Here is a 24300-nt window from a genome sequence, read left to right as displayed (position 1 = left end):
GGTCTAAATGATGAAATCGAGTATAAATGATTTAAACAAACCGATTGCTGTTTTTGATGCTGGTATTGGAAGTTACTCAATAGTAACATTACTAAAAAAAGAATTTCCTGAACAAGATATTATATATTTAGCAGACCGTAATCAATTTCCATACGGATATAAATCAAAAGATGATTTAAAAAAGGCAATAAGAAGTACAGTGACGTACTTAGAAAATTGGAGTCCCAGTTTAATCGTTGTTGCTTCTAATGCACCTTCTATTACAGTTCTAGATGATGTTAAAGATGAATACGAAACTGAAATTTTAGGTGTTTATCCACCTATAAAAGAAGCGATAAAAAAATCAGCATCAAAGAATATTGGTGTTTTAGGTGTTCAATCACTACTAGAAAGTGATGAAATGCTTCATTATATTGAACAAGAAGCGACAAGCGATGCGACAGTTCAAACATATAATGCATCAACTCTAGTTGAACTTGTAGAATCGGGTGCATTTTTATCAGATAAATATCGAACATTAATTACAGTTAAACGCTTTATGGATAATATAATTGAACAAGATGAAACAATAGATGTATTCACGTTGTCGTCAACACATCTGTCATGGTTATATAGTTATTTAAAAGAACTGTATCCACATATTCAATTTATTGATTCAGCAAATGAAATTATAAATAAAGCTAATATATATACATCTAAAGGTACAGGAACGATTAAAGCACTTGTCACAACAAACGAAAAATACACACTACAAAAGTTTAAAAAGATGCTACAAAACTTCAATGTACAATTAAATTTAGAAGAAATTGAAATATAACAGGCTGGGAAAAATAACTTCCTAGTCTGTTTTTTATTATATTGGCAGTAGCTAACCGGAAGGCATATATACTCCGATAGTATGAATTTAATGGAAAAGTGACAAAATTCAGACATTTTTATTTTTAAATTAATTTTTTGTGATAAAATTTTAAGGTGTATATAAAAGGGGAGGGTGGTAGTTTTGAAAGTATTTATTAAATTAGGTTGGTTTATTAAAGCTGAACTAAAAAATTATATTTTAGGTATATTTATTCTTTTATTAGTTGCTTTAATTGATTTATTACCACCACAAATAATTGGACGAGTAATTGATGGGATTACACTTCAAACATTAACGGGAAAAACGCTTATAATTTACCTCGTCATATTAGTAGTTGCGGCGATCCTTACATATATTTTCCGGTACTATTGGAGAATTATGATATTTGGGGCGAGTATGAGGTTGGGGAAAATATTAAGATCTAATCTTTATCATAAATATACTTCGATGAGCCCGTCATTTTTCCAAAAGAGACGTACAGGGGATTTAATGGCGCATGCAACAAATGACATTAGAGCAGTACAAAACACAGCTGGTTCTGGTGTGTTGACAATAGCTGATTCTCTTATAACAGGTGGGTCTGTGCTCATAACAATGGCAATTACAGTTGATTGGCGATTAACACTTATCGTTATGATACCTTTGCCAATTATGATTGTATTAACTAGTTATTATGGTAAATTGCTGAACAGAGGTTTTAAGAAGGCCCAAGCAGCCTTCAGTCAGCTGAATGATAAGACACAAGAAAGTATAGCCGGGATTAAAGTAACAAAAACTTTCGGTTATGAAAAAGATGACCAAGAAGATTTTAAAAAATTAAGTGACGATGTTGTTTATAAAAACTTAAAAGTTTCTAAAATTGATGCGTTATTTGATCCGACAATAATGTCAGTAATAGGTGTGAGTTACTTTTTAGCGATTTTCATCGGAGCTAGAATGGTGACTCAAGAAGATATTACAATTGGACAACTTGTTACATTCACAACTTACTTAGGCATGATGGTATGGCCATTATTAGCTCTTGGCCTGTTCTTTAATATTGTACAAAGAGGACACGCATCATATGAACGTATTAATGAAATAACAAATGTGAAAAATGATGTTGATACAAATGTAGAAACAGAAACAATTCCTGAAGGGGATATTCAATTTGATATTGATACATTTCACTTTCCGGATGATGATAGTTTAGCACTACGCGATATAAAATTCACAATTTCAAAAGGTTCTACTATCGGTATTGTAGGTCGTACTGGCTCAGGAAAAAGTGCTATCATCCGTTTGTTATTAAGAGAGTTTGATACTGCACAATCTAGCGAAATTAAATACGGTAGTAAACCAATTCGTTATTATGACATTAGTCATTTAAGAGCTCAATTTGGATATGTACCTCAAGATCATTTCTTATTCTCTACTTCAATTAGAAACAATATTGCTTTCAGTAACCCTGAAATTGATAATAAATACATCTATGAAGCGAGTCGATTGAGTTATATTCATAATGATATTTTAGCGTTTCCGGAAGGGTATGACACAGTAGTTGGAGAACGTGGTGTTTCTTTATCAGGAGGACAGAAACAAAGAATTTCGATAGCACGTGCTTTAATCATGAATCCACCTGTGCTTATTTTAGATGATTCATTGTCGGCAGTTGATGCTGAAACGGAAGAACATATTTTAGAAAATATGCAAAATGTCCGTCAAGGTAAAACGAATATTATTACTGCACACAGAATGAGTGCGGTGAGCCATGCTGACATGATTATCGTTATGGATAAAGGTACGATTATCGAAAGAGGTAAGCATTCAGAATTGATGGCAAACAAAGGATGGTATTACGAAACATATCAAGCACAAGCATTACATGAAGAGCTTGCGAGTAGCTTAGATGAAATAGCGAAAGGGGATGAAGAAGATGGCTCAAAATCATAATTTGACAGCTAAAGATCAATTTCAAGTTTTAAAACGTTTGATCAAATATACATTCCCTTTCAAAGGTATTATTTTATTAGCATTTATCATGTTGACGATTTCAACAATAGCGAGCATTGCAACACCGTATATGGTTAAAGTATTTATTGATGATTACTTAACACCACAAGTGTTCCCCGAAAGTGATATTACATTACTGATTGTTATATTTTTCGTCATTCAAATTGTTGGCGCTATAACAACTTATTGGAACGTATATTTATTTCAATATCTTGCATTTAAAGTAATACAACAATTAAGAATAGACGCATTTAATAAAATTGGGAAATTAGGGATGCGTTACTTTGATAAGGAACCAGGCGGAAGTATTGTATCAAGACTTACTAATGATACTGAAGCTATAGTAGAAATGTTTATTGGTGTATTCTCATCATTCTTAATGGCAATATTTATGGTCATTTCTAGTTATGTCATGATGTTTATACTTGATTTTAAACTTGCGTTAATGGCTTTAATATTCTTGCCAGTCATCATACTTGTATTAGCATTATATAGAAAATATTCAGCTATTTATTTTTCACAGGCACGACAGCTCTTGTCAGATTTGAATGCTAAATTAGCAGAATCTATAGAAGGTATGCGCATTATACAAGTATTTAACCAAGAGAAAAGATTACAAAATGAATTTAATGAGATTAACGATAAGCATTATGATTTTAATATGCGAACAGTTAAAATTGACGGTTTATTATTGAGACCAGCTATAAGCATGATTTCAATATTTGCCGTTGTAATGATACTTGGATATTTCGGAGTATTAAGTTTCTCTGGAGGTGTTACAGCTGGTGTTGTATTTGCTTTTGTACAATATATGGAACGCTTCTTTGAACCTATTAACCAAGTCAGCCAAAACTTAAACGTATTACAGCAAGCGTTAGTGTCAGCAAGTCGTGTATTTAAGCTTATTGATAACGATATGTTGGAACCAGAGCAACATGAAAATCCTAATTATCATATAACGGATGGTAAAGTTGAATTTAAGCATGTTACTTTTAGTTATGATGGTAAGACAGATGTTCTAAAAGACATTACATTTACAGCTAATCCAGGAGAAACAGTCGCGTTAGTCGGTCATACTGGATCTGGTAAAAGTTCGATTATAAACTTGTTTATGAGATTTTATGAATTCAATCAAGGTGAAATTTTAATCGACAACCAATCTATAAAAGAAATGCCGAAATCTGAATTGAAAGGTAATATCGGTCTTGTGTTACAAGATGCATTTATATTCTTTGGAACGGTCGCATCAAATATTAAACTTTATCATCCTACAATGACTTTTGAAAAAGTACAAGAAGCGGCAGACTTTGTACACGCAGACCAATTTATTAATTTATTACCTGATAATTATGAGCATGAAGTGATTGAAAAAGGAAGTGCCTTTTCAAGTGGTGAAAGACAACTACTAGCATTTGCGAGAACGATGGCGAGTGAGCCTAAAATATTAATATTAGACGAAGCAACGGCTAATATTGATTCTGAAACAGAAGCACAAATTCAAAAATCACTAGCAAAAATGCGTAAAGGCAGAACAACTTTAGCAATCGCGCATAGGCTATCAACAATTCAAGACGCAGATCAAATTCTTGTGTTAAATAAAGGTGAAATTGTAGAACGAGGCACACATGATGAACTGATTAAACAAGACGGTATTTATCATAAAATGTATTTACTTCAAAATGGTTGAAAGTAAAACATACCCCCAACCCGGCAATTTAAAATTAAACGGATTGGGGGTGTTGTTTTGAAGATGATATTTCTCTCTGACAACCTTTTCTTATAAATTTATGTATAATAAGAACTATTAGATATTTTTAAGGAGGATTTAACATGGGAGCTTTTGATGTAGACTATAATAAAATAACTGAGCGAACAGAGTTTCCTTATGAAATAGAGGTTACACATCATACATGGATTGAAATGACTGATGGTGTTCGATTGTCAGCCAAAATATGGCAACCAAAAAAGTCAGGAACAACTAAAGGTGCTGTGCTAGAGTACTTACCTTATAGAAAAGATGAGTTCACTGCTTTACGAGATGAAATAAGACATAAATATTTTGCTGGATTCGGATATACGGCAATCAGAGTGGATATAAGAGGAACAGGTGACTCTGAAGGTATTATTGAAGATGAATATCCTAAACAAGAACAAGATGATGCAATTGATATTATTAAATGGATTGAATCTCAAGACTGGTCTAACGGTTCAGTCGCAATGATCGGTAAGTCTTGGGGTGGCTTCAATGGTTTACAAGTAGCCGCTAGACAACCGGAAGCTTTAAAGACAATCATATCTTTATGTTCAACAGATGACCGATATGCTGATGATGTTCATTATAAAGGCGGTACAATGATGGCATCAGATATGCTTTGGTGGGCATCAACTATGTTTGCTTACAATGCAAGACCAGCTTTCCCTAAATATTTTGGAGAGGACTGGTATGACAATTGGATAGAAAGATTAGAACAAACACCACCTTTTGTAGATGAGTGGGTCAAACATCAAACAAGAGATGAATATTGGAAACATGGTTCTATTAATGAAGATTATACACAAATTCAAATTCCAGTCTTAACAATGAGTGGTTGGGCTGATGGTTATACGAATGCTGTATTCCGTTTGATGAAACATTTAGATGTTCCTAAAAAGGCGGTTATCGGACCTTGGGCACATGAGTTCCCAGACGTAGCCATTCCAGGACCTCAATTTGGCTATTTACAAGAAGTCGTTTCTTGGTTAGATAAGTGGATGGGTGATAAACAAACTGAAAATCATCGTGATGAATTTTTAGTATATTTACAAGATAGTGTTGAACCTAAAACAACTTATGATTATCGAGAAGGTAAGTGGTTAAATTTACTAAATGAAGAAATTACAACGAAAAATTTATTCGCTGGTACGACGAGAGAAATTCAATTAAAGAATAAACAACAACATGGATTATATTCAGGAGTATTTTGCCCATTCGGTCAAGACGGTGACTTACCAGACGACCAAACAATTGATAATGCTTTAGCTAATTCATTAATGTTGGACATGTATGGCGACACCCTAAATATTATGGGTCAACCAGTAGCAAAATTACGCGTTAAATCAGATTGTAAAGAAGCCAATATACATATTCGCTTAACAGATGTGCATCCAGATGGATCAAAAACACTTGTTACTATGGGACAATTCAATTTAAACCATTATAAGAGTAATGAATTCCCTGAAGATTTACCAGTAGACGAGTATATAGATGTAGAAGTACCTTTAGATGTTATTGGTTATCAAATACCAGAAGGTCACATGATTGAAGTTTCTATCGCACCAACATATTGGCCACAAATTTGGCCGAGCAAAGAAATTGTTAAATTAGATGTTGATTTAGAACATTCTAAACTAGATATACCATTAGTACGTGAGTTCACAGAAGTTAAACTAGAACATGAATTTTCAGAAACAGCCAAACCATTAGAAAAGATTATTCATAGAGATGGTTCAAGAACTAGAGATATAACGAAAAGGTTAACAACGAATGAATGGATACTATCAGACTACTCAGATGAAGGCTTGAGAACACTGAAAGATAGTAATATCACTTACGGTACAGAAAATATGAACGTGTATACAATAAAAGAAGATGATCCACTTTCAGCAAAAGTACAATGCGACTGGAAAGTAATATTGAAAGATGATGACATAGATACAGAAGTTGAAACATACAGCACCATGTCATGTGACGCCGAATACTATTACTTGAGAAATGAAGTAATTGCATATAACGATGGTGAACAATGCTTTACGAAGACATGGGAAAATAAAATTAAACGAAATTATACTTAAACAAACACAAAATAATTCTCCTAACCCGTTGGATTTTTAATTAACGGATTAGGAGAATTTTTTCATAAGTGGTTTCGAAAGTGAGAGTTTGTACGAGTACAGCTAACCATTAATTAATATATCGGTAAGCCATAAGTTCTTGTAACATTCTTATTTCTTCTTGTAGTTTGGCACCGATGTTAGTGTCGCGTACTTTTTTACGTTCGAGTTCTTCGTCTACAACACGTCTGACAGACAATTCATCTGCGCCGTTCAGAAGTACGTTTTCTTTTGTGCCAAAGTGTTTATGCGCCACTAGTTGCATGCCGAATGAGTTATAAAGTAATGTATAGCCAGCGATACCTGTCGTTGATTGGTACGCTTTTGAAAAGCCACCATCGATAACAATCATCTTACCATCTGCTTTGATTGGGTTTTCACCGTCTATTTCTTTAACTGGTGTATGACCATTTATGATGCGTCCTTGTTCTGGGTCTAAACCAAAGTCTTGCAACATGTTACGACACATTTGACTGTCTTCTCTTAAGTAATAGTAAGGATTTTTTTCTTCCTTGTGCGAAGCTTTATCTTTAATGAAATATCTTTCAAAAGTAGTCATGGCACGCTTTCCAAATAATGAAGAATATTTACCTGTCCATAAGTACCAAATCAAGTCTGTTGATAAATCATCTGTTTGTTCTTTATTTGCGAATGAAACTCTAATGTGTTGTTCGAATTGATCGAGTAATTCGCGACCGTTATACATTTCACCGTCGATTTCCATTTCTTCCATTTTTCCATTTTCATCTACTGGTATGCAGCCATGTATTAATAAATTACCATTATATCTTAAGTATAAGTTTCCTTTTTTCATTAAGAAGTTCATATGACGTTTTAATTTTTCAGACTCTTGCACTGATAATAGAAGTTTATTAATCACTTCTTCTTCTTCTCTGTTTAATTGTGCAGGATTATTACGATCTACAGTTTCAAAGCATGTATTTTCAAGTGAATAAGTTTTGCCGTAAATCGTAACTTCATTGTTATCGTAATCTACTTTTTCTAATATAAGGCGTTCTTCCATATCGAATGAAGGTCTACGTTTAATAATAGGGCTTTCTAATTTGAATTGTATAATTGCGATAGCTTGATGTATCTTCGTTATTTGTAATTTTTCTTCTGCGGATATTGCTTTGTCTGCATGTTCTTTTGGATGAAAGGCAGAATTATCTTTATAATATTTTTCAGCTAAATTGACTAATGGACGTAAATTAATACCGTATGCGTCTTCTATAATGTCCAAGTTATCGTAACGCGCACAAATTCTTAAAATATTTGCTAAACATACTTTTGAACCTGCATAAGCGCCTATCCAAAGTACATCATGGTTACCCCATTGAATATCAACTGAATGATAATTAATTAATGTTTCCATAATTTTATCTGGGTCTGGACCACGGTCGTAAATGTCACCGACCACATGTAAGTGATCCACGACTAAACGTTGTGTGGTATATGCTAGACCGATAATTAATTTATCTGATTGTCCAAGTGAGATGATTTTTTGAATAATTGTTTCATAGTAAGTAGTTTTATTATTATAAACGTTACTTTTATACAGTAGTTCTTCAATTATGTATACAAACTGTTTCGGTAAAGCTTTACGAACTTTTGAACGTGTATACTTACTTGAAGCGTAAGAAATCAATTCAATCATTTGTTGGATTGTTTCAATGTACCATTCGTTTAATGCTTCTTTAGATGAAAATTGATTTTTAATTAATTTAAGTTTTTCTTCAGGATAATAAACTAAGGCAGCCAGACTGCTGATTTCATCTTCAGAAAGTCTGTCTTTAAAAATATCATTAATTTTAGCTCTTACGTTACCAGATCCATTTCGGAGCACATGTTGGAAAGCGTGGTATTCACCATGTAAATCACTAACAAAGTGTTCTGTACCTTTTGGTAATTCCATTATAGATTCTAAATTTATGATTTCAGTAGCTACTTTCTCTTCAGCATCAAATTTTTCTGCTAATAAGTCTAAATATTTTTCTTTTACATGTTGATTGATGTTCTCTGTCATTCTAGTCACTCCGTTCGTATAATTGATGAGTTAAAACTTTAAATAATAGACATCATTTGAGATATAGTATAACACATTAAATAATTTGATATTAAGATTTATACTCACGATATTTAGGGTATAAATATAATGAAATGGAGGTTGATTAAGGTGAGTTGTGATATCAATAGAATTTATGAAGATTACGATAAAGACAATGTTAGAGTGCTTGTCGATAGAGTATGGCCACGTGGCATCTCTAAAGAAAAGGCAAATCTAGACCATTGGATAAAAGAAATCGCACCATCTGATTCACTGAGAAAATGGTTCGGACATGACCCGGAAAAATTTGATTCATTTAAGAAAAAATATAAAGAAGAACTTAAATCAGGTGAACAAAAAGAAGCACTCGATCAACTCAAAGACATTTATAAAGAAAATAATGGTAATGTCGTATTATTATATGGTGCGAAGGATGAAAAACATAATCAAGCAGTAGTTCTAAAAGAATTTCTAGATCATCAATAATCAATAAACACCCTCTAATGTATTGTATTAATCTATACATTAGAGGGTGTTATATTTATTGTATTGATTTTCGTAAGTTATGATATAGCGTTTCGGCTTCTTCTAAATGTGAAACGCCATGTACATTCATACGTCCATCTGCAAAAAATGTCATCTTATAATCTTTGAATGAAATCAATTTGACGTAATCATTTTCTTTCAAAACATCACCTGGGAAATAATGCGCTAAGTTAAATGTCTTTTCTTTAAATCTAAATAAAAATGCATCTCCGCACAACGCTTCTATTGATGACATATGTTGCTTATCTAGGATGTTGTAATGACCATTTACACAAACAGGGCATTGTTGATTTTTCAGCATATCAATTTGAGTACTACGTGTATTCATTTCGAAACAATCTAATGTTATAAGTTTCTTAGAAAATCCTTTCCCAGCAATATATCGTAATACTTCGGATACTTCAAAGCTTGCTACTTGATTAACGACTGGTGGTAAGACACCGTTTATAGCACAACTTTCTCCTGTTTCTGGAACATTCTCTAAAATGCATTTTAAACATGGTCCTTCGAAATCAATTGCATATACTGTTCCTTTACTCCCGACAGCTGCACCATAAACCCAAGGGATTTGTAGTTTATGACATACTTCGTTAATTAAAAAGCGTATATCAAAATGATCCATGCCGTCTACTATGATGTCTGGTTGATATTGTTTAATCACTTCTTCAATGTTAGATGGTGTCAGCTCTTTATTCACAGCATTTAACGTTACATGTTGATTAATCTTATTGATTTTATCGCGTAAAGCGACAACTTTAGGTCGCATATCATAAGCATCTGATTCATCATATAAAGCTTGTCTATGAAGGTTAGAGATTTCTACTATGTCCATATCAACAACTGTTAAATGATGTGCACCAGCTCTTGCAAGTTGTTCAGCTACATGACTACCTAAAGCACCTGCGCCCATAATCATTATCTTAGCTGTTTGTAATTGATGCTGACCATTTTCACCAAATGGTTGGAACTTTGTTTGTCTATCATAGCGATCCATTATAGAAAACCTAAACCTTCAGTAGGGCTAGATGCTTGTGCAGTATATTTTACTGGAATTCTACCAGCTTCATAACTTAATCGCCCAGCATCAATGCCTAATCTCATTGCTTCAGCCATTTTTACAGGGTCTTTAGCACTGGAAATAGCAGTATTTAATAGGATTGCATCAGCACCTAGTTCCATCGCATAACAAGCATCTTTTGGAGAACCAATTCCAGCGTCAACAATGACAGGCACTTCAGATTGCTCAATAATATATCGCAAATTAAGTGGATTATTTATGCCTCTACCAGTACCGATAGGAGAAGCTAAAGGCATAATAGCGTGTACGCCAAGTTCTTCTAAACGTTTAGCTAGTACTACATCACATGAAATGTATGGACACACGATATAACCTTTCTCTAATAAAATTTCACAAGCTTTATAAGTTTCTATTGGGTCAGGTAGCAGTGTTTTGTCATCTCCAATTACTTCGACTTTAATCATGTTACAAAGGCCTGCATGTTGTGCGATTTCAGCTATACGCACAGCTTCTTCTGCAGTATGTGCACCGGCAGTGTTAGGGAATGTAACAAACTGTTTTAAATCAACATTAGCTAATGGGTTTGGCAATGATTTATCATATAAATTCATTCTTCTCACAGCGAACGTTAATACATCAGTTTGTGACGCTTTAATCGCTTCTGATTGTGTTTTTTCATCTTCAAATTTCCCTGTTCCTAATAATAATCTTGAGTTTAATTCATATGGTCCTATTTTTAACATTTTATCCGCCTCCAACAAATTCTAGTAATTCTAGTTGATCTGATTCTCTAACAATTGTTTCGTTGAAATTTTCCTTTTTAATCAGTGATCCATTGAATTCTACGATGATTCTTTCTTGGTCTAATTCAAGGGATGATAATACTTCTGAAACAGGTAAATCTTGTTCAAAATTAAATTCATCTCCATTGATAATACATTTCATAATTCAACACTCCTTTTTGCTTTAAATCTTTCTAATATAGATGGTGTATGATCATTGATAATCCATTCGGACATTAACTTACCAATAATAGGTGAGAGGAGTATGCCATTCCGATAATGTCCAGTGACAAGAAATAGTCCGTCATCAACTTCGTCCATGATTGGCCATTCATTTTCAGTGTAAGGTCTGATGCCAGACCACTTGTGAATAACATTGCTTGATTTTAATGCTGGAACATACTGTGCTGCTTCATTAAATAACCAGCTTTCACCTTCTTTAGAAGTGCCTACAGAAAAGTCATTCATATAACTAGTAGCACCAACAAGAAATCTATTTTTAGCTTTAGGTACGATGTAACAACCATTGGTCATAAATAAAGTTTGTTTTAAATCTACTTGATTATTTTCTAATAGAAGAACTTCTCCTTTAACTCCAGTTATTTGAGATGCGATAGTGGAGTCATGGATTAATTCATGACTCCAAGCACCTCCAGCTATTACAACTTTTTTAGCTTGAAGCACATCATGGGAAGTTTCGATATTATAATAATCACGTTTCTTAGTTATGTTTGTAACTTCTGTTTTATAAAATCGATCAACTCCTTTATTGGTAATAGATTCAAGCAATGCCTTTGTATATTTAGAAGCATTGATTTGTCCATCACCTGGTATATAAATTGCTTGGTTATGAAAATCTATATAACCATTGGATAAGCTTTGCAATGAAGATTTATCGAGCGCTTTTACATGTTCATCATGCTGACTTAAAAAAGTATACTGTTTATTTAAATGAGCAATATCATTAATATTAGAAGCCATCTTAATTAATCCATGTGATACAAATTCGATATCGATATTAGTCTCATCGTATAAATCTTCAGCTAAATCTTTGAAGTAACGTCGAGAATGTATAGCGAGTTCATATAAAGGTGAATAATTTTCAAATTCGTTTTGAGCGCCAAGCATGCCACCAGCTTTATAAGAAGCATGTAATCCTGGTACATCTCTATCAACAACTGCTATTGAACTATTTGATTTGTCGGAAAGAGCGCGTGCAATAGACATACCGATGACGCCAGACCCTACAATTAGAACGTCATACATAAGATTCCCACTCCTTTCTTAATGATTTAATGGCAGAATTTCCAGCATTTCTAAAGAAAGAAATCGCACATACACCTTGAAAACCTTTTGGCAGCTTTTGTATTGTATGCTCATCAATTCCGCCTATAGCGAAAATAGGTATATCGATTGAAAATACATTTTTAATCTCTTCTAAAGACCTAGGTTTTGCTCCTTGCTTTGAAGAAGATTCAAAGACATGACCAAAAAATACAAAATCCAAATTGTTCTTTTGGGCTTTTGTCACGGTCTCAATGTTGTGAGTAGACATACTTACTGAAATGTCTGGATGTTGTTTTTTAAATAAAAAAGCTTTTGCATCATTTTCTTTAAAATGTACATACTTTAAATCAAAAGTTGCTACTAATGAAGTATGTGTGTGCAACATTATTTTATTTTTTGGAAAACCGATTGTTATTAAATAGTCGATGGTTGCAAATAATTTTTGATGATTCATAGGTGTTCTTAACAACAGTAAATCTATATGTTCTGATATTTCGATGTAATGATTTAAATCTTCTTTTGTTAAAATTTGATAAGGTGTTATTGCGATAAACAATTGAATCACTCCAAATAAAAAAGCGCTATTTTTCTTAGTAGAAAAATAGCGCAAATTAGCTTCAATAGGTACGCCACTTTCCTACGCCAGTACGAACTGGATCAGGTTCTGGGAATCCTAAAGTCACTACTTCAGTCTCAGCCTTTGATAAAGGCACTTCCAGTGGTCATTTATTTAATTATTAATGTCATTGTACAATTAAAATGGAAATTATTCAAATTGAATAAATAAAAATTATAATTTAACTGGTCCTCCAGGTCCTACTGGAAGGCCTAATAAGAACCATATAAGCATGATTATGGTCCAAACGACACCGATAATAATACTGTAAGGTAATAAGTGTGCGATTAAAGTACCGAGTTTAATATTTTTATCATACCTTTGTGCAATGGTTAATAAGAATGGTAAATACGGAATCATTGGCGTAATAGGGTTTGTAATAGAATCGCCTATACGATAAACCATTTGTGTAAATGCCGGATGATAGCCTAATGTAGCAAACATCGGTATAAAAATTGGTGCTAATATAGCCCATTTTGCTGAAGCGCTACCCATAAAGATATTAATAACAGACGTTAATATAATCAACCCAATAATCAAAATAACGCCGTTTTGGTTTTTTAACAATTCTGCCCCATTAATAGCCATCACTTTGCCAATATTACTCCAATCAAAATAAGCTAATAATTGAGCTGCAAAGAAGATAACTATAATAAAACTACCCATATCTGACATGCTATTTGTCATTAATCTGCCTATATCTTTTGTAGACACAATACTGCGACTCATATATCCATATACTAAACCAGGAATAATAAAGACTAGAAGAAGAATGACTCCAAAGCCATCCATTAATGGAGACTCAACTAAAATACTGCCTGTATCATTATTTCTTAAAATACTATTTTGAGGTATAAGTATAACAACAATAAATAATAAAAATACAATGACTGAAATATTCGCATATGTTAATGCTTTTTTCGCACGTTGGTTGAATGTTTTTACAGACTCAACATGCAATTTATCAATTTGGCTATTTTGAAAACTAGGAATCGTAAACTTCTTAGCTACATAGAAAATGATAGGGGTTAAAAGAAATGTTGAAATAGCTGTGAAATACCAGTTCATTGCAATATTAATAGACGCTTCCCCAGAGAATAATTTTAATGCAGATTGAGTAAATGAAAATGCTAGAGCATCATCTAAACCGATTAATAAATTAGCTCCATAACCAACTTCTACTGCAGCATAACTAATCACTAAACCTGCAATAGGATGATAACCCATCTTTATAAATATAACTGCTGTTAAGACAGGCATAATCATTGGTGCCACACCACCAGCAGCATTTCCCAAAATAGATATAAAAATTAAAAAAGGTATAACAAACTTTTGAGGTGTTTTATCAACAACGCTATTAAGTAAATGTTCGAAATATCCTGTTTTCTCAGCAATTCCCATACCTATCATTACAACAAGAACCATGCCTAAAGCAGGGAATGTTGCAAAGTTTGTAATTGTTTCAGAAAGAATTTTTTGAATGCCTGAAACGCTAAGTAAATTTGTAATATGTATCGTCTTACCATTGGTAGGGTCTGTAGCTGTTACATTTAAAACAGATAATAATGAAGAAAGTAGTAACATTATTAAACACAAGCTGAAGAATAAAATACTCGGATCGGGTAATCTATTGCCAACTTTTTCTACTCTATCTATAATTCTCAAGAATATATTCCGAAAAACGGCCATTCTATCACTCCTTATCTATAAAATCAGAAAATTCTAACAAGGCATTATTATACCAGTGTTAGTAACATTTATATAGTGCATGATAGGAAAAATATTTAGCCATGTTAAAGAATTATCAACTTTAAAATTTAAATTTGTATAAATATGTAAAAAAGGTTAAAAAATTAACTTTTACAAAAAAATTATATGATTGAACATGAATAAAAACAAAAATAATAAAAAATTACCTTGACATTGATAATCATTATCAATTAAATTAAAGGTTGGAAGGTAAGTTTTATAAAATTAAAAAAAGGAGGTATATTATGCAATTCACAAAGAAAGTTTTAAGTTTTTGTCTTATAGCTTTACTAATGATATCGACAGTTTTAAGTACAAAGGCATTTGCTGATACGAAAGATGGTACTTATGACGTGGATTATACTGTCCTAAAGGATGGTACTTCAGATGTGTCGATTGCAAATGATTATTTTAATAAGCCAGGGAAACTTGTAGTCAAAAATGGCGAGAAACATTTACAGTTGACGATGAATCACAGTCACTGGATTAAAGGCATAACGGTAGATGGTTCATCAGAAGAAGTAGTAAGCGAGGATAAATCAGGGGATGTGAGAACATCAAACTTCAAAGTTAAATCATCTTCAGGCAAAATTAATGGCACTATTACTGTTTACATTAATGAAGAAGTAGATGGCAAACCATTCTTATATGACAATAAATATAAAATCATATTTGATGTCAAAGAACCATCTGGTGCAAGCAGTGATCAAGGTCAAGCAACTACAACACCTGCAAAGAAAGATGACTCAACATCAGGAACAGCAACAAGCAAATCTACAGATAAAAATAGTAATTCAACGGGAACTACTACAGCATCTACAACTAAAGATGTGAAGAACCCACAAACAAGCGCTGGAACACCTGCAGTAATCTTTACCCTTCCAATTTTCGCAGGATTAATCCTTGTCGTAACGTTTGTGTTTAGTAGAAAAATGAAACGAGGTCATAATTAATGAAGAAAGGTGTTAAGTCACTATTAGCTTTTTCATTAATATTCTCAACGTTTTCTTATACATCATATGAGCCGCAAAGCCATACAGCTGTGAACAAAGCTAAAGCAGCGGAAACAACAACGTCAGAAAAAGAGAATATAACGATTGATTACACTGTAAGCAAAGATACATCAGATGAAGTTTCTTATATGGACCAATATATGGAAAAACCAGCAAAAGTTTCATTTGAAAATGGTGAAACTTATGTTGAGATGACATTAAAAAGTGCTTCATATTGGAAATCATTCGAATTATTAGATGGTGCAGACCCTATTGATGTTCAAACAGTAAGTGAAGATAAAGATTCAGATACAAAAGTTATAAAGTTCAAAGTTAAACCTGGAACTAAAAAGCTAACTTCTAAAGTACACATTGTTGTACCAGCTGTTAATTATGATAATAAATACACAACTTATGTGAATTTTAAAGAAGCAATACCTGAAGCTCCAACAAGTACGGAGCAACCAAGTCCAGAGGAACCAGAAGATTCTGAAGATAAAAACTATCTAGAAGATTATACAGATTTAAATGTAGATTTATCATCAGCTGAAGAACGTAATTTTACTGTTCTTAAAGAAGATGGTTCAAATACTTCATCGATGGATAGACAGATGGAAAAGCCAGGTAAAATAGCAAACGTAAACGGTCAAAAAATGTTTGTGACAACAATTACAAGTCAACAATTTTGGACAGATTTCCAAGTGAAAATTGGTGATAATTATCAACGAGTAACTCCTATTTCAGTTGACGGTAATAAGAAAGTAGTCATGTTTCCTTTAGTAGATAATCAATATGTTTATGATGCAAAAGTGAGCATTAATGCACCTGGATTTGGAATAATGAAGCATGGTACACAGATTAAAATTGAAGAGCCAAGTACGGAAGAGCCAAGTACGGAAGAGCCAAGTACGGAAGAGCCGAGTACAGAAGAGCCAAGTACAGAAGAACCAAGTACAGAGGAACCAAGTACTGATAAACCTTCTATAAACAAGCCAGAACAACCATCTGAAGATGATAACAAACCAATAACAAAAGAAGAAGTGCCAATTCCTAACGAAGTTAAAAAACCAACTGGGTCCAACCACGGTTCAACTAATCAAGAAAAGGCAACTTCAACGCTAGGGTACAACGTATATAAAGAAGGTTCAAGCGAAATATCTTATATGGACCAATATATGGTAAAACCAGCTCAAGTGTTACATGAGAATGGTAAAACGTACTTACAATTAACGTTGAAGAATGCATCGTATTGGAAGTCATTTGACTTGTATGACGGCAACAAAAAATTGAATGTTCAAACGGTTTCTGAAGATAAATCTACAGATACTAAAGTCATTAAATTTGAGGCTAAGCCAGGTACAAAATCTTTAACTTCTAAAGTTCATATTGTTGTATCAGCAATAGGTTATGATAATAAGTATACAACAGAGATTAAATTTGATTCAGCAGTTCCTAAACCTGATGGAAGTAAAGCAGAAGATAGTAATGAAACAGATAACCCTACAACTAAACCTTCAGAGTCTAACACAGGTACAAGTATGGAACAATCACATCAAAAGTCAGATACGACAAAGAAACCAAAAGCTGAATCAGGTCAAATTACAAGAGATTATAAAGTCTATAAAGAAAAATCAAATGAAATATCTTATATGGACCAATATATGGTAAAACCAGCTCGTATTGTTGAAAAAGACGGTAAGCGTTATGTAGAAATAACTCTAAAGAGTGCGTCATATTGGAAGTCATTTGATTTATATGACAATGGTAAGAGAATTAATGTAGAAACTGTGTCAGAAGATAAGTCAGCTGATACAAAAGTTATTCGTTTTATAGAACCGAATAACTTAAAGGAATTAACGTCTAAAGTTCACATTATTGTACCAGCTATTAATTACGATAATCATTACACAACACGCATTGTGTTTGATAAAGAAGTGACAAATGGCAAAGGTGCAACAAGTGGACAAAATAATGAAGCAGAATCATCTGACAGTAACACTGGTGGATCAAGTCAATCTGATAATGGAAATACAACAGGTGGTTCTAATGGTACGACTGATAGTGGTTCAAGTACAAATGATGGTGGTTTAAGTTCTAGTAATACTGGAACAAATGCAATGTCAGGAACAGCTTCAAATGCAAGTTCAGATAATAGCGCTACAAGTGCAACTGATAAATCAAACCCAGCGTTTGATCGTAATGCAGATGGCAGTTCTAAAGATGGTGCTAATAACATGAAACTCATCAATCCATCTACAAGTAGCAATGAAGATATCATGACTTACGCACTTATTTTTGGTGGAGCAGTACTATTATTAGCAGGATCATTTTTCATTGCTAGAAAGCGTGCTACGAAATGAAATTAAAGTCATTATTGAGTGTTTTACTAGCTTGTATTTGTTTACTTTCAGCTTGTAACTTCAGTTTAGAAAAGCCAACAGAAAGTAAACAAGGAAATGATGATTTTCGCATTGTGCCAACTACAGTCGCATTAACTGAAACATTAGATGCTCTTGACCTTGATATCGTAGGTAAACCGACGAGTTATAAAGATCTACCTAAGCGATATAAAGATGTCCCAGAAGTAGGGCAACCAAAAAAACCAAATGTTGAAGTTGTTAAATCATTAAACCCAACTCATGTTTTAACTGTTACAACAATTAAATCAGAGATGGAGCCATTTTATAAGCAGCTCAATATGGAAGGGACTTATTACGATTACGATAGCCTAAATGGTATGAAAAAATCCATCACAGAAATGGGCGAAACTTTTAATCGTAAGAAAGAAGCTAAAGCATTGAATAAGAAATTTGAAGATGCTGAAGCAGAAATTACTGCAAAAATTCAAGGTAAAAAACGTCCGAAAGTATTAATTCTAATGGGTGTGCCTGGAAGTTATCTTGTGGCAACAGAAAAATCTTACATTGGTGATTTAGTTAAAATTGCTGGAGGAGAAAATGTTATTCAAGATGAATCAAGAGGCTATTTAGCATCTAATACTGAAGAATTATATAACGTCAATCCTGATATTATTTTACGTTTACCACATGGTTTTCCTGACCAAGTGAAAGAAATGTTTAAAAAGGAATTTGAAACGAATGATATTTGGAAACATTTTGATGCAGTCAAGCATGATAAAGTTTATGACTTAGAAGAAATACCATTTGGCATTACAGCCAGTATTAAAGCTGATGATGCAATGATTCAGCTTTATGACATTTTTTATAATAAGTAAAGAGGTTAAAGCATGAAAAAATATTCGCATCTTGTATTTTGGATATTGTTATTAATGCTTATCGTTACAACGTATATATCATTAGTAACTGGTAAATTGCCTTTGAGTGTAGAGCAACTCATCACGAAAATTACAACAGGTAACGAACCAAAAGTAGATGCAGTTATCGATTTACGTATGCCTCGTATCATCATTGCAATATTTGTAGGTGCTGTTCTCAGTGTGTCTGGTGCTTTATTACAGGCGGTATTACAGAATCCACTAGCAGAAGCGAATATTATTGGTGTGACATCTGGTGCACTTGTTGCACGAGGTGTCATACTCATATTTTTACCAAGTTTATATTTCTTCTTGCCAATATTTATATTTATAGGTGGGTTAATACCATTTTTAGTTTTATTCTTATTAGTATCTAGATATCACATTACACCTATACGTCTTATTCTTGTTGGGGTAGCGATATATGCCATGCTAAACGGTGTATTAGAACTATTCTCGATGAGTCCAGTGATGCAATTGCCTACAGGATTTACTATGAAAGTATGGCAGGATGTATACATAATCGTAGCATTTTCAATTGTAGGGCTGACTATTGCCTACATGTTAGCAGAAAAAGTTAATTTACTATCGTTCGATGATAAGCAAGCAAACAACATAGGATTTAATATTACAAAATATCGTCTAATCATTGGCTTGGTAGCAGTATTTCTTGCAAGTAGTGCTACTGCTATTGTTGGTCAATTAGCATTTGTAGGATTAATTGTACCGCATATCGTGAGAAGGTTAGTGGGAAGTAATTATAAAAAAGTTATACCAATTTCAATGGTGTTTGGAGCATGGATTGTATTGTTAGCAGATACATTAGGGAGATCCATAGCGCCACCATTAGAAATATCCGCTAGCATTATCACAACTGTAATAGGTGGACCTTGTTTGATTTACCTAATTTGTAAAGGAGCGTATGGCAATGCAAATAGAGAACGTTAAATTTCAGTATTCAGAGCATCAAAATCTGTTCGAAAATTTAAATATACAGTTTAAAAAACATGCCATCACAACAATTGTTGGTCCAAATGGGGCTGGTAAATCAACGCTATTACAAATATTATCCAACAACTTAAAGCCTACTGAAGGATTAGTTTATCTTAATCAAAAATTACTATCATCATTTAATAAAAAAGAACTTGCGAGACATTTGGCGACTGTACATCAAAAAAGTACTGCACCAGATGATTTTACAGTAAGAGAAGTTGTTAAATGTGGCAGATACAGTTATCAATCACTTTTAAAAAAAGATTCAAGACAAGAAGAAGTAATCGATAAAGTTTTACAACAACTCGACTTAATGCACTATCAAGATACACCGATACAAGCATTATCTGGTGGGGAGTTACAACGTGTATATATTGCTATGTCACTTGCTCAAGAACCAAAGTACATGTTATTAGACGAACCGACAACATATCTTGATTTATATTATCAATACCAAGTATTAGATATCGTACGTTCACTCAAAGAAACTTATAATATGACCATCATTATGGTATTGCATGATATTAATCAAGCGATAGAATATAGTGATGAAATCATATGCATTAATAAACAACAACTGATACAAGGTCCACCAGAAGAAATCGTAACGGAATCACTCATTGAATCTGTATATGGTATTAAAGCTAAGGTCATTAAAGACCCAGAATGTGGCGTATTTATATGTAAAAGAAAGGGCAAACTAGCATATGAAAATAATCATTAGACTTATACAAATAGCTTTAATAGGTGTGATTGTTTGGTCAGGTTATACGATATACCACAATAAAGTAGAAGATAAAAAAACCGAAGAAAGATATGTCAGTTTACAACAAAAATATACTCAAGTGTCCTCGAATAAAACAGTACGTCCACAATTTAAACAACTAGATGCAGTCAATCCAGACATAATTGGTTGGATACATTTAGATGCAACAACATTAAACTATCCAATATTACAATCTAAAGATAATGAAGACTACTTAAAAAAAGATTTTGAAAATCAATATAGCAGAAAAGGTAGTATCTTTATGGATTATCGTAATTCATCAAAACATGAAAAAATGAACACAGTTATATATGGTCATCATGTTGGGGACGATACGATGTTCGATACAGTTGAAAAATATTTAGATCAATCATTTTATGATCAACACAAAACGATGCAATATGATACGAAATACGGAAAGTATCAACTAGAAGTTATCAGTGCATACGAAACAACAACAGAAGATGATTACATTCAAACAGACTTTTCATCAAGCAAACAATACGAAAAGTTCTTAGAAGAAACACTAAAAAAATCGGAAATATCAACAACAACAGAAATCAATAAAAATGATAAAATCGTAACCCTGTCTACATGTGAGGATGCATATTCACTATCATCAGGACGCATTGTGGTTGTAGCGAAATTAGTCGAAATATAAAAATACAAATATAAAGGGGTAATTATTATGTTTATGGCAGAAAATAAATTAAAACTAGACAAAGGCACAGCAGAAGAGACAATCGAAAGATTTTATATGAGACAAGGAATCGAAACAATCGAAGGATTCAAAGAAATGTTTGTTACAAAAACAAATAACTTAAAAGAATTCGACGAAGTTAAAATCTTAACACTATGGGAAGATGAACAAAATTTTAAAAACTGGCTAGTATCAGATGTTTTCAAAGAAGCACACAAAAACGTACGTCACCAGTCAGATGACGAAACAAGCCCTATATTAGAAAACTCAGTCACAACATATAAAATTGGATACCATTATTCGAACGATAAAGTAGCACAATAAAAAACAGCATGACATCAATGCACTAACCCCATGATGTGGGAGTAAAATAAAAACACTTTCGTTGAATTCATATTAAAATGAATTTATACGGAGGTGTTTTTTCTATGAAAAGAGTGGCATATTCAGTTGAAACAAAATATAAAGTAGTAGAAATGAAACTCAAAGGATTTAGCACAAGAGAAATAATGGATACTTTAAATATTAAAAATGAATCTCAAGTTAATAAGTGGTGGAAATGGTATAGAGATGGTGAAACACATAGGTTTAATCAACAAGTGGGTAAACAATATTCCTATGGAAAAGGTATAGAAGAGTTAAGTACTGTTGAATCGCTCAAATTTCAATTAAAGCGCAAAGAAGTAGAAAATGAAATTTTAAAAAAGTACAAGGAATTGGAAAGGAAGTGGTCCCAGAAGTAGTTGTTGAATTAGTAAATGAATTAAAATCTAAATATACAGTAAAACTCATTTTAGAAACTTTAGATATTCCAAAATCAAATTATTACAGATGGAAAAACAAAGATTTCAGTATATCTGAGGATGAACGTGAAATTATAGAATTATGTAAGAAACATCGTTTTACGTATGGCTATAGAAAAATAACTGCCTTATTAAATAGAAAAAATAATAAACCAATTAATCACAAAAAAGTACAAAGGATTATGCAAAAACATAATTTAAATTGTAAAGTACGCGTGAAGAAATCGAAAAGACCAGGGAATGCATATTATAAGACACATAATCTATTAAATAGAAACTTCAAAGCAGAGAAACCTTTAGAAGTACTTTTAACAGATATCACTTATTTACCCTTCGGGAATACAATGTTGTATCTTTCATCTATCATGGATGCTTACAATGGTGAAATTGTGGCATATAAAATCGGTAATAAACAAAATCAAGAATTAGTAAATGAGACATTAAAACAACTTCAATTGGAACCAGGTACTATATTACATAGTGATCAAGGAAGTGTGTATACTTCTTATGAATACTATGCCCTATGTACAGAAAAAGGCATTACCAGAAGCATGTCCCGTAAGGGAACGCCAGCTGATAATGCCCCAATAGAATGTTTTCATGCCTCTATAAAGTGTGAAACATTCTACTTAAACAGTGAGCTTAGAAGCTCTAATACCATTGTAATAGATATTGTCGAAAATTACATTGAAAACTATAATAAAATTAGAATTCAACAAAAACTAGGCTACTTATCCCCTATAGAATATAGGAAATTAGCAGCCTAGAAAATAGTGTTTTTATTGAGCTCCCTTAGTAAGGGTGCAGTGCCTCAAAGTCATGCTGTTTTTGTTTGAAAAATATGATAATGTGAAAAAGAAATTAGATACCGAATAATATAGAATAACTAAAATTGCGAGGAATGAGTATGAAAGACTTTTGGGTCATATCAGGAATTGTAGGATTAAATATTATTTATGGGTTAATATTATGGATATCACAGAATGATATAACTGGAATTTTTACCTTGGTATTTTTCAGTATAGGGCTCATTGTGCGTTACTTTTCAGATAGAGAAAAGGTGCCTTTTTATAAGCGATGTAAAGGGCTGTATATAAGCGTAATGTTATTTATAGGAGGAAATCTAGTTTATGTGCTAATCAAAGCATTGGGGTGGGCTAATATATATACAACTACATTGTATATCGTGTTTATATTATTGTTAGCCATAGTGCTGTATATGAAATATGACAGAAAACAGAAAGAATCTATAAATTAAAAGAAGCGGCGAAAAGCCGCTTCTTTTGTTAGATATATCTAAATTTTTTTACAGTTAAGACGATAAAGCATCAATAACGTAAAACACACCAAACAGAGCAAACATGAATCCAATCATGAATGAAATAAACACTGCTGCTAGTAAAGGATTGAATAACAATACTATAGCTATTAAAATACCAAGCACATTTAAAATAATAGATAATAAATGGAACATGCCATTAGATCTTTCAGCAGGTGTAACTGTAAAGATAGCAATCACGTTATTAATCATGAACCAAACCGCGAAAATATAAATTAAAAATACAGAACTCTCAGCAGAATTGAACATCACAACAAGTCCGAAAACAATGTTAATAATACCCAAAACGAATGTCCAACCACTAGGAACTCCCATAACCTTCTTATTAGCACGTCTGAACACAATCTCTAAAATACCACTGATTAAAGAGAATAAACCAATTAACCAAGTAATCGCGTAGAAATTCTCAACAGGATAACTAAAAATAACAATACCAATGATTAAGAAAATCCCACCAATCACAAAACTTGGCCATCTAAACTTACTATTTTGATTAGCCAAACCGAACCCTCCTTTGAAAAAAGTAGTGTAAGTATATTTTAACTGTAAAGAGGGCGGAGAGGAAGTGGGGAACTATGTAAATTTTTGATTATTTAAATAATTTAATAATAACAATGAAAATAATTACATTAAATGATAAGATTTACTTAAAATATCTTAAAAAGAG

22 protein-coding genes and 1 riboswitch are annotated in these 24300 nt (G+C 32.7%); of the genes, 14 read left to right on the top strand and 8 right to left on the bottom strand.

Annotated features, from left to right (window positions below; all coding sequences use genetic code 11):
* Positions 1 to 10: 10 nt before the first annotated feature.
* The 4 genes from LQ688_RS05130 to LQ688_RS05115 all read left to right on the top strand — a co-directional run bounded on the left by LQ688_RS05130 (position 11) and on the right by LQ688_RS05115 (position 6682).
* Positions 11 to 817: a glutamate racemase gene (locus LQ688_RS05130; protein ID WP_239724082.1), complete on the top strand. Its 807-nt coding sequence runs from the start codon at positions 11 to 13 to the stop codon at positions 815 to 817.
* Between the two features lie 183 nt (positions 818 to 1000).
* Positions 1001 to 2791 (top strand): ABC transporter ATP-binding protein, encoded by a 1791-nt coding sequence (locus LQ688_RS05125; RefSeq protein WP_239724084.1) that lies wholly within the window; start codon positions 1001 to 1003, stop codon positions 2789 to 2791.
* Complete coding sequence (locus LQ688_RS05120) at positions 2775 to 4538, top strand: ABC transporter ATP-binding protein (protein WP_016999536.1); 1764 nt, start codon at positions 2775 to 2777, stop codon at positions 4536 to 4538. The genes LQ688_RS05125 and LQ688_RS05120 overlap by 17 nt, the downstream gene beginning before the upstream one ends.
* A gap of 143 nt (positions 4539 to 4681) precedes the next feature.
* A complete protein-coding gene (locus tag LQ688_RS05115) occupies positions 4682 to 6682 on the top strand; it encodes a CocE/NonD family hydrolase (protein WP_239724086.1) in 2001 nt (666 codons plus the stop codon).
* A 109-nt stretch (positions 6683 to 6791) separates the two neighbouring features.
* On the opposite strand, the gene LQ688_RS05110 is transcribed toward LQ688_RS05115, so the two are convergent.
* The gene (locus LQ688_RS05110; RefSeq protein ID WP_239724089.1) at positions 6792 to 8747 is read right to left on the bottom strand and encodes a fructose-1,6-bisphosphatase; all 1956 of its coding nucleotides are present in this window, start codon (positions 8745 to 8747) and stop codon (positions 6792 to 6794) included.
* Positions 8748 to 8897: 150 nt separating this feature from the next.
* Between LQ688_RS05110 and LQ688_RS05105 the strand changes: the two genes are divergently transcribed.
* Entirely contained in the window at positions 8898 to 9254 is a 357-nt protein-coding gene (locus LQ688_RS05105) for a DUF488 domain-containing protein (protein ID WP_064211615.1), read from the top strand.
* 55 nt (positions 9255 to 9309) lie between these two features.
* Here the strand turns inward: LQ688_RS05105 and LQ688_RS05100 are convergent, their stop codons facing one another.
* From LQ688_RS05100 to LQ688_RS05075, 6 genes are all read right to left on the bottom strand, one after another.
* Positions 9310 to 10308 carry a ThiF family adenylyltransferase gene (locus LQ688_RS05100; protein ID WP_239724092.1) on the bottom strand — a complete coding sequence of 333 codons (999 nt, stop codon included), beginning with the start codon at positions 10306 to 10308 and terminating at the stop codon, positions 9310 to 9312.
* Positions 10308 to 11075 (bottom strand): thiazole synthase, encoded by a 768-nt coding sequence (locus LQ688_RS05095; RefSeq protein WP_135021670.1) that lies wholly within the window; start codon positions 11073 to 11075, stop codon positions 10308 to 10310. The genes LQ688_RS05100 and LQ688_RS05095 overlap by 1 nt, the downstream gene beginning before the upstream one ends.
* A 1-nt stretch (position 11076) precedes the next feature.
* Positions 11077 to 11277, bottom strand: a complete 201-nt coding sequence (thiS, locus tag LQ688_RS05090) for a sulfur carrier protein ThiS (RefSeq protein WP_239724093.1) — start codon at positions 11275 to 11277, stop codon at positions 11077 to 11079.
* Positions 11274 to 12380, bottom strand: coding sequence for a glycine oxidase ThiO (thiO, locus tag LQ688_RS05085; protein ID WP_239752660.1), 1107 nt, complete (start codon positions 12378 to 12380; stop codon positions 11274 to 11276). Before thiO ends, thiS begins: the two co-directional genes overlap by 4 nt.
* Complete coding sequence (locus tag LQ688_RS05080) at positions 12373 to 12957, bottom strand: thiamine phosphate synthase (protein WP_239724096.1); 585 nt, start codon at positions 12955 to 12957, stop codon at positions 12373 to 12375. The genes thiO and LQ688_RS05080 overlap by 8 nt, the downstream gene beginning before the upstream one ends.
* Before the next feature lie 61 nt (positions 12958 to 13018).
* Positions 13019 to 13128: riboswitch (TPP riboswitch) on the bottom strand.
* 63 nt (positions 13129 to 13191) lie between these two features.
* On the bottom strand, positions 13192 to 14706 hold the full coding sequence (locus LQ688_RS05075) for an AbgT family transporter (protein WP_239724098.1): 1515 nt from the start codon (positions 14704 to 14706) through the stop codon (positions 13192 to 13194).
* Between the two features lie 305 nt (positions 14707 to 15011).
* Here LQ688_RS05075 and isdC point away from each other — a divergent pair, with 305 nt between their 5' ends.
* The 9 genes from isdC to LQ688_RS05030 all read left to right on the top strand — a co-directional run bounded on the left by isdC (position 15012) and on the right by LQ688_RS05030 (position 23552).
* A complete protein-coding gene (gene isdC / locus LQ688_RS05070; RefSeq protein WP_135021674.1) occupies positions 15012 to 15719 on the top strand; it encodes a heme uptake protein IsdC in 708 nt (235 codons plus the stop codon).
* Positions 15719 to 18118 carry an NEAT domain-containing protein gene (locus LQ688_RS05065; RefSeq protein WP_239752659.1) on the top strand — a complete coding sequence of 800 codons (2400 nt, stop codon included), beginning with the start codon at positions 15719 to 15721 and terminating at the stop codon, positions 18116 to 18118. The genes isdC and LQ688_RS05065 overlap by 1 nt, the downstream gene beginning before the upstream one ends.
* Positions 18115 to 18993, top strand: coding sequence for a heme ABC transporter substrate-binding protein IsdE (isdE, locus tag LQ688_RS05060; RefSeq protein ID WP_135021678.1), 879 nt, complete (start codon positions 18115 to 18117; stop codon positions 18991 to 18993). Before LQ688_RS05065 ends, isdE begins: the two co-directional genes overlap by 4 nt.
* A gap of 12 nt (positions 18994 to 19005) precedes the next feature.
* Positions 19006 to 19980 (top strand): FecCD family ABC transporter permease, encoded by a 975-nt coding sequence (locus LQ688_RS05055; protein ID WP_135021680.1) that lies wholly within the window; start codon positions 19006 to 19008, stop codon positions 19978 to 19980.
* The gene (locus LQ688_RS05050) at positions 19961 to 20749 is read left to right on the top strand and encodes an ABC transporter ATP-binding protein (RefSeq protein WP_016999522.1); all 789 of its coding nucleotides are present in this window, start codon (positions 19961 to 19963) and stop codon (positions 20747 to 20749) included. The genes LQ688_RS05055 and LQ688_RS05050 overlap by 20 nt, the downstream gene beginning before the upstream one ends.
* The gene (srtB, locus tag LQ688_RS05045; protein ID WP_239724103.1) at positions 20733 to 21452 is read left to right on the top strand and encodes a class B sortase; all 720 of its coding nucleotides are present in this window, start codon (positions 20733 to 20735) and stop codon (positions 21450 to 21452) included. Before LQ688_RS05050 ends, srtB begins: the two co-directional genes overlap by 17 nt.
* Positions 21453 to 21479: 27 nt before the next feature.
* The gene (locus LQ688_RS05040; RefSeq protein WP_135021682.1) at positions 21480 to 21815 is read left to right on the top strand and encodes an antibiotic biosynthesis monooxygenase; all 336 of its coding nucleotides are present in this window, start codon (positions 21480 to 21482) and stop codon (positions 21813 to 21815) included.
* Positions 21816 to 21919: 104 nt separating this feature from the next.
* A protein-coding gene (locus LQ688_RS05035; RefSeq protein WP_148125798.1) for an IS3 family transposase occupies positions 21920 to 23061 on the top strand; the annotation gives its coding sequence in 2 pieces (ribosomal slippage) (positions 21920 to 22190 and positions 22190 to 23061; 1143 coding nt in all).
* Positions 23062 to 23201: 140 nt separating this feature from the next.
* Positions 23202 to 23552 carry a hypothetical protein gene (locus LQ688_RS05030; protein WP_070045053.1) on the top strand — a complete coding sequence of 117 codons (351 nt, stop codon included), beginning with the start codon at positions 23202 to 23204 and terminating at the stop codon, positions 23550 to 23552.
* A 54-nt stretch (positions 23553 to 23606) separates the two neighbouring features.
* On the opposite strand, the gene LQ688_RS05025 is transcribed toward LQ688_RS05030, so the two are convergent.
* Positions 23607 to 24134, bottom strand: coding sequence for an HdeD family acid-resistance protein (locus tag LQ688_RS05025; RefSeq protein WP_064211766.1), 528 nt, complete (start codon positions 24132 to 24134; stop codon positions 23607 to 23609).
* Positions 24135 to 24300 lie beyond the last annotated feature (166 nt).

The sequence above is a fragment of the Mammaliicoccus sp. J-M40 genome (assembly GCF_022386395.1).
Classification (GTDB): domain Bacteria; phylum Bacillota; class Bacilli; order Staphylococcales; family Staphylococcaceae; genus Mammaliicoccus; species Mammaliicoccus lentus.
The sequence above is the reverse complement of the archived record's forward strand: the minus strand, read 5'-3'. Positions and strand labels throughout refer to the sequence as shown.